This window comes from Streptomyces sp. NPDC093546 (assembly GCF_044765045.1).
Lineage (GTDB): Bacteria > Actinomycetota > Actinomycetes > Streptomycetales > Streptomycetaceae > Streptomyces.
Genome location: NZ_JBIWJG010000001.1, coordinates 372,628 through 386,486, shown reverse-complemented (window position 1 = coordinate 386,486; position 13,859 = coordinate 372,628). Strand labels below are relative to the sequence as shown.

General features: G+C 72.6%; 9 protein-coding genes. 3 read left to right on the top strand and 6 right to left on the bottom strand.

The features are described from left to right. Nucleotides 1-12: 12 nt before the first annotated feature. From ACIRNI_RS01650 to ACIRNI_RS01630, 5 genes are all read right to left on the bottom strand, one after another. Nucleotides 13-1,209 (bottom strand): YncE family protein, encoded by a 1,197-nt coding sequence (locus ACIRNI_RS01650; protein WP_403547367.1) that lies wholly within the window; start codon nucleotides 1,207-1,209, stop codon nucleotides 13-15. A 371-nt stretch (nucleotides 1,210-1,580) separates the two neighbouring features. Further along, nucleotides 1,581-2,096, bottom strand: a complete 516-nt coding sequence (locus ACIRNI_RS01645; RefSeq protein WP_356642443.1) for an ATP-binding protein — start codon at nucleotides 2,094-2,096, stop codon at nucleotides 1,581-1,583. A gap of 247 nt (nucleotides 2,097-2,343) precedes the next feature. Then, on the bottom strand, nucleotides 2,344-3,111 hold the full coding sequence (locus ACIRNI_RS01640) for an enoyl-CoA hydratase-related protein (RefSeq protein ID WP_355358588.1): 768 nt from the start codon (nucleotides 3,109-3,111) through the stop codon (nucleotides 2,344-2,346). An 85-nt stretch (nucleotides 3,112-3,196) separates the two neighbouring features. After that, the gene (locus ACIRNI_RS01635) at nucleotides 3,197-4,459 is read right to left on the bottom strand and encodes an Ig-like domain-containing protein (RefSeq protein WP_403547365.1); all 1,263 of its coding nucleotides are present in this window, start codon (nucleotides 4,457-4,459) and stop codon (nucleotides 3,197-3,199) included. Nucleotides 4,460-4,657: 198 nt separating this feature from the next. Continuing rightward, on the bottom strand, nucleotides 4,658-5,908 hold the full coding sequence (locus ACIRNI_RS01630) for an Ig-like domain-containing protein (protein ID WP_403547363.1): 1,251 nt from the start codon (nucleotides 5,906-5,908) through the stop codon (nucleotides 4,658-4,660). Between the two features lie 366 nt (nucleotides 5,909-6,274). Here ACIRNI_RS01630 and glgX point away from each other — a divergent pair, with 366 nt between their 5' ends. The 3 genes from glgX to ACIRNI_RS01615 all read left to right on the top strand — a co-directional run bounded on the left by glgX (nucleotide 6,275) and on the right by ACIRNI_RS01615 (nucleotide 12,146). Next, nucleotides 6,275-8,461, top strand: coding sequence for a glycogen debranching protein GlgX (gene glgX, locus ACIRNI_RS01625; protein ID WP_403547782.1), 2,187 nt, complete (start codon nucleotides 6,275-6,277; stop codon nucleotides 8,459-8,461). Between the two features lie 80 nt (nucleotides 8,462-8,541). Then, nucleotides 8,542-10,320, top strand: coding sequence for an ABC transporter ATP-binding protein (locus ACIRNI_RS01620; RefSeq protein ID WP_403547361.1), 1,779 nt, complete (start codon nucleotides 8,542-8,544; stop codon nucleotides 10,318-10,320). Then, nucleotides 10,317-12,146, top strand: coding sequence for an ABC transporter ATP-binding protein (locus tag ACIRNI_RS01615; protein WP_403547780.1), 1,830 nt, complete (start codon nucleotides 10,317-10,319; stop codon nucleotides 12,144-12,146). The genes ACIRNI_RS01620 and ACIRNI_RS01615 overlap by 4 nt, the downstream gene beginning before the upstream one ends. Before the next feature lie 7 nt (nucleotides 12,147-12,153). Here ACIRNI_RS01615 and ACIRNI_RS01610 read toward each other — a convergent pair whose 3' ends face one another. Then, nucleotides 12,154-13,527, bottom strand: coding sequence for a hypothetical protein (locus ACIRNI_RS01610; RefSeq protein WP_403547359.1), 1,374 nt, complete (start codon nucleotides 13,525-13,527; stop codon nucleotides 12,154-12,156). Nucleotides 13,528-13,859: the final 332 nt, after the last annotated feature.

Below are 13,859 nucleotides of genomic sequence, written 5' to 3'. Positions count from 1 at the left end.
CCTCGTGACGGCTCAGCGGAAGACGCCGGTGTGGCCGAGCGAGTAGCGGCCGGGCTGCGGGTAGACCGCGAGGCCGTGCGGGCCGCTGCCGACCGGGATGCGGGCGAGCTGCTTGCCGGTCGTCGTGTCGATCGCGTACACCTCGGAGTCGTACCGCCCCGACAGCCACAGCACCTTGCCGTCGGCGGAGACGCCGCCCATGTCGGGTGAGCCGCCGTCCGGCAGGTGCCACTTCTTGGTGAGCGCGCCGCGCGCGAAGTCGTAGACGGAGACGGAGCCCTCGCCGCGGTTGGAGACGTACATCTCCTTGGAGTCCCGGGAGACGTACAGGCCGTGGCAGCCCTTGCCGGTGGGCAGCAGCTTCGGCGGGGCGAAGGTGTCGCCGTTCAGCACCCACATGCCGTGGGCCATCATGTCGGCGATGTAGAAGGTCCTGCCGTCCGGGGAGAGCTTCACGTCCTGCGGCATGGCGCCCCGGAAGGGCAGCCGCTGCTGGCCGATCACCTTCATCTTCTCGGTGTCGACCTTGAGCAGCTCGCCGGAGAACTCGCACGAGACGACGAAGTACCGGCCGTCGGCGGAGAAGTCGGCGTGGTTGACGCCGTAGCAGGAGACGGGCTCGGTGTGGACGCGCTCCATGGTGTGCGGGTCGCGGAAGACGAGCTCGCGGTCGAGGGAGGCCATGACGACGGCGTACTTGCCGTTCGGCGTGAAGTAGAGGTTGTACGGGTCGTGGACCTCGACCGGATTGCCGGCGGCGCCGGTGCGCGGGTCGATGGGGGTGAGGGTGTGACCGCGGTTGTTGTTGACCCAGAGCGTCTTGAGGTCCCAGGACGGCACGACGTGCTGCGGCTGGACGCCGACCTTGATGGTCTCGATGACCTTGTACGTCTTCGGGTCGATGACCGAGACCGTGCCCGAGTTCGTGTTGGGCACGTACACGCGGGAGGGGAAGCCCTTGACCACCGGCGAGAGCCGGTTCGGGCGGTCGGCCGCGTAGACGTCCCGGGGATCGAGGAGCGGCGGCATGCCGGGCAGTGCCCCGGGGGCCTTCGCCTTGGCCTTCGGTACGGCGGCGGGTGCGGCGGCCTTCGTGGACCGCGCCTCGGTGCGGTCGGTGCCGGCGCCGGAGCAGCCGGCGAGGGCCGCGAGCGCGGCGAGCGCGCCGGCCGCGAGGAGACTCTTCGATCGCTGCGAGAGGGTCGTCACGCGACATGTATGGCGCGAACGGGGTGAACCGTAACGATGCGGGAAAACTGGTACGGGCACGGGAAGCCGAGGAATCAAACAGGTCAACCCATATTTATTCATGGTTTGCAAGGCGGGTGGCCTAACTCACCTGCGTTTCCGTCGCCACATAGACCGATTTGCACACTATTGAGCCGGTAGGGTCGTTTGGCGGCAAGGCCCCCCGTCTGCCATAGTCGGTGCACACGACCCCCATTGACCCGGGCGAGGTCGCACTCGCGCCGTGAACACACCCCACTCCCCGTTCACGGCGCCGCACGAGAAAGCCCCCGCGGCGCCGCACCACGGCGCGAGGGGGCTTTCTTCGTGCACGGTCACGGCGCCCCGATGGGTCACCGGTCCGAGACGCGCATCTCGAACCAGGTGGTCTTGCCGCGCGGCAGCAGGTCGACGCCCCACCGGTCGGAGAGCTTGTCGACGAGGAAAAGTCCGCGCCCGCTGGTGTCCATCTCGCGGACCGGCATCAGACAGGGCAGGCCGCGCGAGGGGTCGCGGACCTCGATCCGGATCCAGCCGCGCCGCCGCAGCATCCGAAGGCCGAAGACCCGGGCCCCCGTGTGCCGTACGGCGTTGCCGACGAGCTCGGAGACGAGCAGGATCGCGTGCTCGGCGATCTGCGGGCCGAGCGCCCACTGCCGCAGGACGACGCACTGCGTGAGCCGGCGCGCCGTGGCCGCCGACTCCGGCAGGGACGGCAGCCGCACCTCGTCCTCCGTCGGATTGCCGAACAGCTCCAGCGCCTTGAGCGCCTCTTCGTCGTCCGCGACAGGCACCCACCGCGCGGCGGTGGCGCCGCCGCGCTGCCGTGGTTGCTCCACACCTTCCAGCCCCGCCATGCCCCCCATCATGGCCGCCCGGCCGCCGCCGCGGGGCCGTTCCCGAGGAATCGGTCCTCCACCGGCGACGGTGCCGGGGGGCAGGTTTGGCATATGCCTCTGACATGAAATGCCCCCATGTGGGGCGTGACCTGCGGTGACGCAGGTCACACTCGCTCGGCCAGGCGGGCCCGCGGCATAACCCCGGGCCCGTTCACCGCTCCGTCAAACCACCCACACGGCTGACACGCGGAAACCGGGGGCGCCAACAGGGCCGCGCTCAGAGGAACTTGGCCTTACCGGGACCCTCCTCCACGAAGCTACGCATACCGCGCTCCCGGTCCTCGGTCGCGAAGAGCCCGGCGAACCAGTTCCGTTCGATGGTCAGGCCGGTGTCGATGTCCGTCTCCAGGCCCGCGTCGACGGACTCCTTGGCGGCGCGCAGCGCCAGCGCCGGCCCCTGGGCGAGCTTCGCGGCCCAGGCGTGCGCCTGCTCGTACACCTCGGCCGCCGGGACGACGCGGTCCACGAGCCCGATGGCCAGCGCCTCGTCCGCCTTCACGTGACGGCCCGTGAAGATCAGGTCCTTCGCCTTCGAGGGGCCGACGAGCCGGGCCAGGCGCTGCGTACCGCCCGCGCCGGGAATGAGGCCGAGCAGGATCTCGGGCTGGCCCAGCTTCGCGTTCTCGCCGGCGATCCGGAAGTCGGCGCAGAGGGCCAGCTCGCAGCCGCCGCCGAGCGCGTACCCGGTGACGGCGGCGACGACGGGCTTGGGGATGCGGGCGACGGCGGTGAAGGAGTCCTGGAGGGCCTTGGAGCGCAGCACCATGGCCGCGTGGTCCATCGCCTGCATCTCCTTGATGTCCGCGCCGGCCGCGAACACCTTCTCGCCGCCGTACAGCACCACGGCGCGGACGTCGTCGCGGCGGGCGGCCTCCTCCGCGAGCTCGCGCAGCCGGTCCTGCGTGGCGATGTCCAGCGCGTTCATCGGCGGGCGGTCCAGGCGGAGGGTGCCGACGCCTTCGGAGACTTCGAGAGTGACTGTCATACGGGGCAGGTTAACCGCCGCTAACGACAACGGGCCCGGTGCCGTCGGTCACTTCCGCGGCACCGGGCCCTGACGAGCGCGTGGCTTACTTGATCCACTCCGACCAGGACATGTTCCAGCCGTTGAGGCCGTTGTCCGGCTTGATCTGCTTGTCCTTCGAGTTCTTCACGATGACCACGTCACCGATGAGCGAGTTGTCGTAGAACCAGGCCGCCGGGGTGTTCGGGTCGCCCGCGCCGCGTGCGTCGCGCAGGCCCACGCAGCCGTGGCTGACGTTGGCCGAGCCGAAGGTGCCCGCCGACGCCCAGTAGTTGCCGTGGACGAAGGTGCCGGACGTCGACAGGCGCATGGCGTGCGGCACGTCCTTGATGTCGTACTCGCCGCCGAAGCCCACGGTGGCGCCGTTCATCCGGGTCACCTTGTACTTCTCGCTGATGACCATCTGGCCGTTGTACGTCGTCGTCGACGGCGCGCCCGCGGTGATCGGGATGGTCTTGAGGAGCTTGCCGTCGCGGACGACCTTCATGGTCTTCTCGCTCGCGTCGACCGTGGAGACCTGGCTGCGGCCGATGGTGAACGTCACCGTCTTGGACTGCTTGCCGTACACGCCCGGGCGGCCCTCGACGCCGTCCAGGTCCAGCTTCACGGTCACCTTGGTGCCCGCCGCCCAGTAGTTCTCGGGGCGGAAGTCGAGGCGGTCGTTGCCGAACCAGTGGCCCTCGATCGGCACGGACGGCTCGGCGGTCACCTTGATGGCCTTCTCGACGGCCTCCGGGTTGGTGATGCCGCGGGTGAAGTTGATGGAGACCGGCATGCCGACGCCGACGGTCGAGCCGTCCTCCGGCGTGTAGTGGCCGATGAAGGTGTTCTTCGGGACGAGGGTGGTGAACGTGGTGTCCTTGGCGGACTCACGGCCGTCGGCGTCCTTGGCGATCGCGTGCACCTTGTACTTGGTGCCGGAGGCGAGGTGCCGGACCGGCTCCCAGCTCGTGCCGTCGGCGGCCAGTTCGCCCTCGACCTTGTTGCCCTTGGAGTCGGCGACCGTGACCGTGGTCAGCTTGCCCTTCTCGGCGGTGACCTTCAGGGCCCCGCTGGTGGCGACCGACGCGGCGCCGTCCTTGGGCGTGACGGTGACGACCGCCTGCGAGGCCGCGTTCCCCACCGAGGTGCCGTCCTGCTTCTTGTCCCCGCCCTTGCCGCCGCCGCTGTCGGAGCCCCCGCCCCCACACGCCGTCGCCAGCAGCAGCAGCGCCCCCATGAGCAGGGCCGTGCCCCTGCGCTTGCCCGTGCCCGTGCGGCGCGTGCCGCCCGCTCCGGCCGATGCCCCCGATATCGGCTGCCCGTTCACTGTGGTGTTCTCCCCTCGCACCGGCCTGGCACCGCCACGGCCCGCACCCCCGCGCGCTTCAACCGCGCGCACCGCGTTAGATAATCACATTGCAGGCACCACACAGCGCCCTCGAATGTCACCGTTCAGTCCCAACTTGTCCAGGACGAACACGTGCCATGCGGGGCGCGCGCGGGTGGGCGGGGGTGAAGGAAGCACTCAGGACAGCGCGGAGCCCGCCTTCCAGCGCTTCCAGTCCATGTTCCAGCCGCCCAGGCCGTTGTGGGGAGCGACCGTACGGTCCTGGGAGTTGACCACTTCCACCACGTCGCCGATCAGGGTGCGGTCGAAGAACCAGCCCGCCGGGGTGTCCGGGCTGCCGCCCTTCACATCGCGCAGCCCCACGCAGCCGTGGCTGACGTTCGCCGCGCCGAAGGTCGTCGCCGGGGCCCAGTAGTTGCCGTGCAGGAAGGTCCCCGAGTCGGTCAGCCGCATCGCGTGCGGCACGTCCTTGATGTCGTACTCGCCCTTGCCGGTCTTCTTGTCCGTGAAGCCGACCGTGGCGCCGTTCATCCGCGTCACGTCGAACAGCTCGCTGACCACCATCTTGCCGTTGTACGTGGTCGTCTTGGGCGCCCCGGCCGTGATGGGCAGCGTCGTGACGAGCCTGCCGTCGCGCCGTACCTCCATGGTGTGCTCCTCGGCGTCCACCCGGGACACCTGGGAGCGGCCGATGGTGAAGCCCACCGTCTTGTGCTGGATGCCGTACACACCCGGCGCCGCCTCGACGTCGCGCAGCCGCAGCTCGACGGTGACCCGGGTGCCGGGCTTCCAGTACGCGCGCGGCCGGAAGTCCAGCCGGTCCTTGCCGAACCAGTGGCCGGCCACCTCGACCGGCGGGTGGGCGGTGACCCGGATGGCCCGTTCGACGGCGGCGCGGTTCTCGATGGGGCGGTTGAAGCCGAAGGAGACGATCATTCCGGTGCCGACGACGGAGCGGTTCTCGGGCTTGAAGTAGCCGATGAAACGGTGCTCGGGGACGAGGGTGGTGAAGGTGGAGTGCCGCGCCGAGCGGCGGCCGTGCCCGTCCAGCGCGACGGCGTCCACGCTGTACTTGGCCGCCAGTGCCAGGCGCGTACCGGGCGCAGGGCGCCAGCGCAGCCCGTCCTCGGAGAGGGACCCGGGCACCTCGGTCGGCCGGTCGTCCTCGACCTTCATCACCCGGACGCGCTCCAGCCGCCCGCTGGGCACGCGCACCTCCAGCCGGCTGTCCGGCGCGATGCCCTTGGCGCCGTCGTCGGGGATCACCCGGATGGTGTCACCGGGCGCCCGGGCCTTGTCCCCGACGCCGAGGTCCAGCGAGGCGCCTGCGGTGCAGGCCGCCAGGCCCGCCACCAGCCCCGCCACCAGTCCTGCCCATGTCACGGCCGCGGCCGTGCCGAGCCCTGCCCGTCTCAGTACGTGTTTCACGATGCGCCCAACGAGTGCGCCCCTCCAAGGGAAACGTCAGTGCGGGTCATGTTGGGAGCGGGGCCCTGCGGGCAGAACAGGTGGAGGACCATGTGCGGACGCGCGGCGGCGGGACCCGCGGCGCGTCCGCACATGGTCCGGATGCCGGGGCGAGTGAGCCGAAGGGCTGCGGCGGTGTCGAAAGGGAGAACGCGCGGAGGGTCGCGAGGGACGAGCGATCCGAGCACGATCGACCGTCGACACCGACTTGGGCGGCCCGGAGGTAAACCGAGCCCTTAGAAAAAGGGAGCCGCGGGAGGCCGTGTGTCGAGCGCAGCGGAGCAGGAGGCGGTGCGGCGTGCGCGGAGCGCGCGCGGTGCGCCGCGGGTGGTACGCGAGCTGAACGGGCGCCAGCGGACGGCCCCGGGGCCACCGGTGTGGCCGGGGGCGCCGACGCCGCTGGGCGCGCGGTTCCGGGTGGGGCCGGACGGCGTCGCCGGGACGAACTTCGCCCTGTGGGCGGGCGGCGCGGAGGCGGTGGAGCTGTGCCTGTTCGACGAGGACGGCATGGAGCGGCGGTCTGCGCTGACCGAGCTGACGCATCAGATCTGGCACGGCTTCGTGCCGGGCGTACGGCCCGGGCAGCGGTACGGCTACCGGGTGCACGGGCGCTGGGACCCGTGGACGGGGGCCCGCTGGAATCCGGCGAAGCTGCTGCTGGACCCGTACGCGCGTGCGGTCGACGGAGACTTCACCCTTCCGGCGGAGGTCTACGGGCACGTCCGCGACTGGCCGGACCAGCACGTCGCCGACACCGTGCGCGACGACCGCGACTCCGCGCCGTACGTACCCAAGGGCGTGGTCGTCCACGATGACGACGACTGGGCGGACGACCGGCGGCCGAAGACGCCGTGGGCCGATTCGGTCATCTACGAGCTGCACGTGAAGGGCTTCACCAGGCGCCACCCGGGCATCCCGGAGGAGCTGCGCGGCACCTACGCGGGGCTCGCCCATCCGGCCGCGATCGAGCATCTCGTACGGCTCGGGGTGACGGCGGTGGAGCTGTTGCCGGTGCACCAGTTCGCGCACGAGGACCATCTGCTGCGGCGGGGGCTGCGCAACTACTGGGGCTACAACTCCATCGGCTACTTCGCGCCGCACGCCGCGTACAGCGCGTCCGGCACGGCCGGGCAGCAGGTGGGCGAGTTCAAGCGGATGGTGAAGGCGCTGCACGCGGCGGGCATCGAGGTCATCCTCGACGTGGTCTACAACCACACCGCGGAGGCGGGCGAGCTGGGCCCGATGCTGTCGCTGCGCGGCATCGACAACCGCGGCTACTACCGGCTGGCCGCCGACCCCCGCCGGTACGCCGACTACACGGGCTGCGGCAACACCCTCCACGTGGTGCAGCCGCACGTGCTGCGGCTGATCACCGACTCGCTGCGCTACTGGGTCACCGAGATGGGCGTGGACGGCTTCCGCTTCGACCTGGCGGCGGCGCTGGCCCGCTCCATGCACGACGTCGACATGCTGTCGCCGTTCCTCGCGGTCATCGCCCAGGACCCGGTGCTGCGCCGGGTGAAGCTGATCGCCGAGCCGTGGGACGTGGGCAACGGCGGCTACCAGGTGGGGGCCTTCCCGCCGCTGTGGGCGGAGTGGAACGACCGCTACCGGGACGCCGTGCGGGACTTCTGGCGCGGTGCCCTGCCGGACGTGCGGGACCTCGGATACCGGCTGTCCGGGTCCAGTGACCTGTACGCGTGGGGCGGGCGGCGCCCGTACGCCTCCATCAACTTCGTCACCGCGCACGACGGCTTCACGCTGCGCGACCTCGTGTCGTACGAGCAGAAGCACAACGAGGCGAACGGCGAGGGCAACCGGGACGGCACGAACGACAACCGGTCCTGGAACTGCGGAGCGGAGGGCGAGACCGACGACGAGGGGGTCAACGCGCTGCGGCGGCGGCAGCTGCGGAACCTGCTCACCACGCTGCTGCTGTCGACGGGCGTGCCGATGCTGGTCGCGGGCGACGAGATGGGCCGTACGCAGGGCGGCAACAACAACGCGTACTGCCAGGACAACGAGCTCGGCTGGGTCGACTGGTCGCTGCCGGAGCAGCCGGGGCCCGGTGGCCTGCTGGAGCTGACGTCCCGGCTGCTTCGGCTGCGCCACGCCCATCCGGTGCTGCGGCGCCGGGCGTTCTTCTCGGGCCGGCCGCAGGCGGCGGACGGGCTGCGGGACCTGGCGTGGTTCACCGCGCGGGGCGAGGAGATGACGGAGGGGGACTGGTACGCGCGGACGGCGACGATCGGGCTGTACCTGTCGGGCCGGGACATCCCGGGCCGCGACGCGCGCGGGGAGCCGGTCATCGACGACAGCTTCCTGGCGATCCTCCACGCGGCCGCCGACCCGCTGGACTTCCGGCTGCCGGGTCCGCCGTGGGCCGCGTCGTACGAGCTGGTGGTGGACACCTCGCGGGAGGAGCAGGCGGAGGAGCCGGGGACGGTGCACGAGGGGGGCGGCCTCCTGACGGTGCCGCCGAGGTCGGTGCTGCTGCTGCGCGTCCGGGAGTAGGACGGAGGAGGACCGCTCCGGCACCGGTCGGCCGAAAATCGGGCGAGCGATGTCAGTGGTCAACCGTAGGCTCGGTGCTGATGGCTGACCATGTGACCAACCGTTCGAGCGTGCGCTCGTTGCTGCGCCTGTGGCCGTACGTCCGGCCGGTACGGGCACGGCTGTCCGTCGCCGCCCTCGTCGCCGTGGTGGCGTCCTGTCTGAGCCTGGTCATCCCCCTCGTGCTGAAGTGGATCGTGGACGGTCCGGTGACGGAGCGCGATCCGGGCGGGGTGTGGCTGGGGGGCGTGCTGGTGCTGGGGCTCGGGATCGCCGAGGCGGCGCTGTTCGGGCTGCGGCGGTGGCTGGTGGCGCGGCCGCTGGCGGGGGTGGAGGCGGCGATGCGCGCCGACCTGTACCGGCATGTGCAGCGGTTGCCGGTGGCGTTCCACGACCGGTGGGCGTCGGGGCAGCTGCTGTCGCGGGCGACGACGGACCTGTCGCTGCTGCGGATGTTCCTGGCGTTCCCGCTGACGTTCCTCTTCGTCAACGGCGTGACGGTGCTGGTGGGCTGCGCGGTGCTGCTGGTGCAGGACCTGGTGCTGGGGCTGGTGCTGCTGGTGCCGGTGGTGCCGCTGATCGTGGTGTGCGCGCTGTTCGAGACGCGGTACTCGGTCGTCGCGCGGCGGGCGCAGGACCAGGTGGGCGATCTGACGACGGTCGTCGAGGAGAGCGTGCTCGGCATCCGGGTGATCAAGGGCTTCGGCCGGCACCGCAGCCAGGCGCGGGCGTTCCGCGAGCTGGCGCGGCGGCTGCGCGGTACGGAGCTGGTCAAGGCACGGCTGCTGGCCGCCATATGGGGCGTGATCACCGTCGTACCGGAGCTGGCGATCGGCGCGGCGCTGGTGCTGGGCGGCGTGCGGGTGGCCGACGGGGAGCTGTCGGCGGGCACGCTGGTGGCGTTCCTGTCGACGGCGCTGGCGCTGCGCTGGCCGGTGGAGTCGATCGGCTTCCTGCTGGCGATGAGCCAGGAGGCGGCGACGGCGTCGGACCGGTACTTCGAGGTGATGGACGAGCAGGAGGAGGACGCCGGCGGTGCCGCGTCGGCTTCCCCCTCGTCCGGGGGTCTGCGGTTCGAGAACGTCTCCTTCCGCTATCCGGACGCGCCGCCCGACGCGCCGCCGGTGCTGGCCGGTGTCGACCTGTGGGTGCGGCCCGGCGAGACGATGGCGCTGGTCGGTGCCACCGGCTCCGGCAAGACCACGCTGACGGCGCTGGTGCCGAGGCTGCACGAGGTGACGGGCGGCCGCATCCTGCTCGACGGGGTCGAGGTGGCGGCCCTGCCCCGGGAGCGGCTGCGCGAGCTGGTGTCGGTCGCCTTCGAGGAGCCGACGCTCTTCTCGGCGAGCGTCGGCGAGAACGTCCTGATGGGCGCGGGCCCGGCGGGGGCGGGCGAGGCCGAGCTGCGGCGGGCCCTGGAGGTGGCCCAGGCGGACTTCGTGGGCGCGCTGCCGCACGGCGCCGCGACGCAGGTCGGCGAGCAGGGCCTGAGCCTGTCCGGCGGCCAGCGCCAGCGCCTGGCCCTGGCCCGGGCGGTGGTGGGCCGCCCGCGCTTCCTGGTCCTGGACGACCCGCTGTCCGCGCTCGACGTGCACACCGAGGGCCTGGTCGAGGCGGCCCTGCGCGAGGTCCTGCGCGACACGACGGCCCTGGTGGTGGCGCACCGCCCCTCCACGGTGCTGCTGGCCGACCGCGTGGCCCTGCTGTCGGAGGGCCGCATCGCGGCGGTGGGCACGCACCAGGAGCTGCTGCGGACGAGCGCGGAGTACGCGTGGCTGATGTCGGGTGCGGAGACGACGAGGGGCGGCGGTGCGCGGTGACGGAGACGGAGACGGAGACGAAGCCCGGCGGCGGCGATCCGTTCGACCGGGACGCGCTGCCCGCCGGGCGCGGGGCGACGGGCGCGCTGCTGCGGTCGCTGCTGCGGCCACTGCGCGGGCGGGTCGTGCTCGCGGCGCTGCTCCTGCTGGTGCAGCAGGCGGCCGTGCAGGCGGGGCCGCTGCTCGTCGCGTACGCCATCGACACCGCCGTACCGGCGCTGCGGCGCGAGGTGTACGGGCCGCTGGTCGCGGTCGGCGCCGGGTACGCGGCGTGCGCGGTGGGCGCCGGGCTGCTCCAGTACGCGTTCATCCGGGCGTCCGCGCGCGTCAACCAGGACGTGCTGCTGGACCTGCGCGGCCGGATCTTCCGGCACGCGCAGGCGCTGAGCGTCGACTTCCACGAGCGGTACACCTCGGGCCGGCTCATCTCGCGGGCCACGACCGACGTCGAGGCGCTGCGGGAGCTGCTCAGCGAGGGGCTGCAGGAGCTGGTCGGCGTCCTCGTGTCCTTCGTCTCCATCGCGCTGCTGCTGCTCTGGCTGGACCTGGGCATGGGCGCCGTGGCCGTCGCGTCCTTCGTGCCGCTGTACCTGCTGGTACGGCTCTACCAGCGGCGTGCGGCGGTCGCGTTCAGCGCGCGGTCCACCGCGATCTCGTCGGTGATCGTGCAGTTCGCCGAGACGATGAACGGCATCCGCCCGGTGCGGGCGTTCCGCCGCGAGCGGGCCAACGACGCGCGCTTCGGGGAGCTGAACCACCGCCACGAGCGGCGCAACGGCGACGCGATCCTGGAGATGGCCCGCTATGTCGTCGGCTCGCGCCTGGTCGCCAACACGGCGGTCGCGGGCATGGTCCTGTGGGGCGCGTACCGGGTGGCGGACGGCACGCTCGCGCTGGGGGTGCTGGCGGCGGCCGTGCTGTACGTGCGCCGGCTGTACGACCCGATCGACCGGCTGGCGATGTTCCTGAACTCGTACCAGTCGGCGGCCGCGTCGCTGGAGAAGATCGCCGGGCTGCTGGCCCAGACCCCGGCGGTCCCGGAGCCCGCCGCGCCGCGCGCCCTGCCGCCGTCGGGGACGGGCGGCCCGGGCCGGGAGGTGGTCTTCGACGGCGTCCGGTTCGCGTACCGCACCGGGGGCGAGGTGCTGCCGCGCTTCGGCCTGACGATCCCGGCGGGGCAGACGGTCGCGGTGGTCGGGGCGACGGGCGCGGGGAAGTCGACGCTCGCGAAGCTGCTGGCCCGCTTCTACGACCCGACCGAGGGCCGGGTCCTGCTCGACGGCGTCGACCTGCGCGAGCTGGCCAACGCGGAGCTGCGGCGGGGGGTGGTGATGGTGACGCAGGAGGCGTTCCTGTTCTCCGGGACGGTCGCGGAGAACATCGCGCTGGGCCGCCCGGACGCGAGCCGCGAGGAGATCGAGCGGGCCGCGAAGGCGATCGGCGCCCACGACTTCATCGCGGCCCTCCCGGACGGCTACGACACCGACGTGCGCAAGCGGGGCGGGCGCATCTCGGCGGGCCAGCGGCAGCTGGTCTCCTTCGCCCGCGCCCTGCTGGCCGACCCGGCGGTGCTGATCCTGGACGAGGCGACCAGCTCCCTCGACGTCCCGGGCGAGCGGGCCGTGCAGCGCGCGATGGACACGGTGCTGCACGGCCGTACGGCGGTGGTGATCGCCCACCGCCTCTCGACGGTGGAGATCGCCGACCGGGTGCTGGTGATGGAGGCGGGCCGCATCGTGGAGGACGGCCCGCCGGCCGACCTCATCGCGGGTGAGGGCCGCTTCGCGGACCTGCACCGCGCGTGGCGGGACAGCCTGGTGGGGTGAGGCCCTGTCAGGCGCGCGACACGTCGTAGGCCGAGATGCGGGCGCTCGGCGTGGTGCCCGCCATGCCGCCGGGGGCGTACAGGCAGGTGCGGGCGAGGTCGTCGGAGCAGGGGGCGGCCGTGGCACCGAAGCCGAAGCGCGCCTCGGGGAGGGACGGGACGGCCGACCAGCTGTTGGTGCGGGGGGCGAAGACCTCCGTCGTGGCGACGGCCGTCATCTGGGTGGAGGGCGAACCGCCGATGCCGTACACGCAGGTGGTGCCGACCATCGAGGTGGAGCCGGGGCAGGGGCCGGACGTGACGCCCATGGCGCGGCGGGCGGTCGGGGTGGAGGGGAGCTTCACCCAGGCGCGGGCCTCGGGGTCGAAGACCTCGACGGTGTTCACGGGGTCGGCGGTCTCGGCGCCGGTGCCGCCGACGGCGTACACGCAGGAGGGGGCGGTGGAGATCACGGCGCGGGGGCAGGTCGCGGCGGTGACGCCCAGGCTGCGGCGGGGGCTGGGGAGCTGAGGCAGCGGCGCCCAGGTGTTGGTGGCGGGGCTGTACGCCTCGACGGTGGCGAGGGTGGTGACGGTGCTGCCGGAGCCGGTCCCGGGGGTGTGGCCGGTGCCGTTGCCGGGCGCCGTGCCGGTGCCCGGGGCCGGGTCCTTGGCGGGATCCTTGTCCGGGGCCGGGTCCTTGGCCGTGCCCTTGGCGGGGGCGTCCTTGGCCGTGCCCGTACCGGTGCCCTTGGCGGCGGCCTGAGCGGCGGCGTGGCCCGCACCCGTACCGCCGGCCGCCGCGCCGCTGCGCGCCGCGCCGCCGACGGCGTACACGCACAGGCCGCGCAGGGACGTCTCGCCGGGCGGGCACGGTGCGGTCGCGGCGCCGAGGAAGGCGCGGGCGCTGCGCATCGCGGGCACGGCCGCCCAGGTGTTGGTGGCCGGGCTGTACGCCTCGACCGCGGTGAGGGAGCCGCCGCCGTTGGTGCCGCCGACCGCGTACACGCAGGTGCCGCGCAGCGCCTTGACGTTCGCCGGGCACGGCGCGGTGGCGGCCGCGAGGCCGGAGCGGCCCACGGTCATCGAGGGAAGCTTCGCCCAGGTGCGCTTCTCGGGGCTGTACGCGTGGAGCGAGAGGGCCGCTTCGAGGGGGTGGCCGCCGACGACGTACACGCACTGGCCGTCCCCGAGGGCACCGACGGCGTCGGGGCAGGGCGCCGTGGTGGTGCCGTGGCCCGTGCGGGCGAGTTTCATGTCGGGGACGGGCGCCCAGTCGCCGGCGTCGGCGTGCGCCGGGGCACCGGAGGCGGCGAGCGCGGACGTCACGGCGGCGGCGAGGAGCCACCGCCGCCGACGCCGTCCGGTGGGCGTACGCCCGGGGCCTCTTGAGAAGATCCGCACCTTGATCCCTGCCTTCTTTTCCGACGTTCTGACGGGACATTCGGGACCATTAAGGCATTGCACTCCCCGACACGCGGGCCCGGCGGCGACCGAACGACTGACGCGGTGCGGCCGGAAGACGGGCGGAGCGGAACGAGCCAGAGTTCCCCCCGGCCGCCACGGGCGGGGCCGCACCCCCCGGCGCGGGGAGCCGCTGCGGAGCGCACCCGCGGACCCTCCCGCCTCATCCGGCGAAACGTCCGCTTAACGAACATGACGATGCGAGCAACGGACGATTTCCGGCCAAGTTGTTGACGCGGTCCTGACAGGAACCCTCCGCTGCTGCCACTCTT

What these genes read in the sequence shown, in the direction of transcription:
- ACIRNI_RS01645 (WP_356642443.1), bottom strand. Translation starts at nt 2,096, where the DNA reads ATGATGGGGGGCATGGCGGGGCTGGAAGGTGTGGAGCAACCACGGCAG.
- ACIRNI_RS01640 (WP_355358588.1), bottom strand. Translation starts at nt 3,111, where the DNA reads ATGACAGTCACTCTCGAAGTCTCCGAAGGCGTCGGCACCCTCCGCCTG.
- ACIRNI_RS01620 (WP_403547361.1), top strand. Translation starts at nt 8,542, where the DNA reads ATGGCTGACCATGTGACCAACCGTTCGAGCGTGCGCTCGTTGCTGCGC.